This is a genomic window from Mesorhizobium sp. CNPSo 4689 (assembly GCF_057784325.1).
Map to the genome: position 1 here is coordinate 1 of NZ_JBWLUZ010000092.1, position 1,605 is coordinate 1,605.

Annotated in this window: 3 protein-coding genes; 2 read left to right on the plus strand and 1 reads right to left on the minus strand. The window is 59.4% G+C overall.

Translation table 11 applies throughout. The features are described 5' to 3' along the window. Window positions 1-268 precede the first annotated feature (268 nt). Both AC04SI_RS33240 and AC04SI_RS33245 read left to right on the plus strand, forming a co-directional pair. Window positions 269-466 (plus strand): hypothetical protein, encoded by a 198-nt coding sequence (locus AC04SI_RS33240; RefSeq protein WP_404284911.1) that lies wholly within the window; start codon window positions 269-271, stop codon window positions 464-466. 175 nt (window positions 467-641) lie between these two features. Then, window positions 642-836 carry a hypothetical protein gene (locus AC04SI_RS33245; protein ID WP_404284909.1) on the plus strand — a complete coding sequence of 65 codons (195 nt, stop codon included), beginning with the start codon at window positions 642-644 and terminating at the stop codon, window positions 834-836. Between the two features lie 275 nt (window positions 837-1,111). On the opposite strand, the gene AC04SI_RS33250 is transcribed toward AC04SI_RS33245, so the two are convergent. Then, window positions 1,112-1,402 carry a hypothetical protein gene (locus tag AC04SI_RS33250; protein WP_404284907.1) on the minus strand — a complete coding sequence of 97 codons (291 nt, stop codon included), beginning with the start codon at window positions 1,400-1,402 and terminating at the stop codon, window positions 1,112-1,114. Window positions 1,403-1,605: the final 203 nt, after the last annotated feature.

Sequence of the window (1,605 nt, forward strand, 5' to 3'; positions counted from 1 at the left end):
CGGCGTGAACTTGAAAAATGCGCTTGGCCAGATCAAGGCCCACGGTGGTAATCTGCATGGCGGATGGCTCCTTAGCTCGGGTTGCCTGACAGCAAACCCACTGTGGCACTGTGATGCCGGGAGCGGGAGCCATCCACCTCATCTGCTTTTGGTGTACGGGCGGGGTCGTTGGAATGAACCCACCCGACGACATTGTCACCAGGATCGCCGCCTGCGAGGACATGGAGGCGCCACACCTCCGAACCATCCGCTCGCCGGACGAGGCGAGGTGACCCTCGACGAACTGGTTGGTTACCCCTTCGTGGATTTCGAGATTGGCTGGGGCACTCGACCTCTGATCGATCGTGCGTTCGGCCTGGCAGGCTCGCCGGGGCGATCTGGCGCTACAGACAGGCAGCGCGACATGATGGGCATGGCCGCTTGCCTGCTGATGGCCGGCCTGGGCGTCTTCCTGCTGTTCCGCTAGCGCCTCTTCACCTTCGGCGTGATCTCCTCGATCCGCACCTTGGCGGCGGATCTCCTTGGCGCATGCGCGACGAACGGTGCTTCTCCAGACATCCGTTAAGAGAGGCAAGGGCCACCTCAGTTGGCGGCCCCAGCGGAAAACGCCTAAGCTAGGCAGGTATCAGAACGGTGATCCGGTGGATACCGACTTCCTTGCTTATGTTTGTGGCGTGGTCCGTTTTGCCTTTGCCGCAGGTGTGGTGGTTTGCGCTGCGCTGCTCGACGGCAGGCAGGGTATCAAAGATACTTTGGCCGGCGGTATAGGCTGGATGTGGTTTTATGTGATCGGTTTCTCCGCAGTCTTGATCTGTGTGCGGTATCTGGCGGGTTGAATGGTGCTACTGCGGTGGCCGGGGCTTTACGTCCAGAGACGCGTATCAAGTCCGAGCCGCGCCTGTTCTCTTGGGCGAAGGCTTTGGCATCTGCCCGAGAACGGAAGCCCTTGACGCTTACCACGCCGTCTTCGATGACCCGAACATAAAGCTTGTTTCCAAGTTCCTCGATCTCGACCGAAGTCTTCCACGGTTGCTTGTTCATCAAATTACCCCCTCTGGTTGCTGAACGTCAAAATGTTCCAACCCGCCCGCTGCCGCAAGGTGGCGGGTCTTTACACTTTTGATCTAGTTCGGCTTGGCTTCCGCTCGCGGTTGCGCGCCCGCTGCTGGCCGTCATAGTCAGGAACGCATGTGAAAAACACCGGGCTGCGGTGGCGGCCCTCTGCCTTGCATTTCGAGCAGCCAAAGCGCCCGACCAGATCCTGATGCATAGAGCCGTGATCGGGACCAAGCCTGTCGATCAGCGCCGCGATATCGAGCTTTGTTGAGCACATCGGGTGCCCGCAATTGACATAGACGGTTTCGCGAGCGGCCAAAGTGTCGGCGAGGGTTTTTTGGGGCATGGCGATCTCCGTTGAAGGGTCGCCGCAACTAGAGGATTATATTCCTGCATCGATGATGCGAGCAAGGCGTATTGCGATGGAAACTCGCCGGGCGAAGACCCCAACCACCTCGAGCCCGGCGAGCCTAACCTGATCAGAGTATGCGATCAGGACCGGGATCAACCGGCAAGCTGGCGGTGCAATATGGATGCCAGGATTTGCTT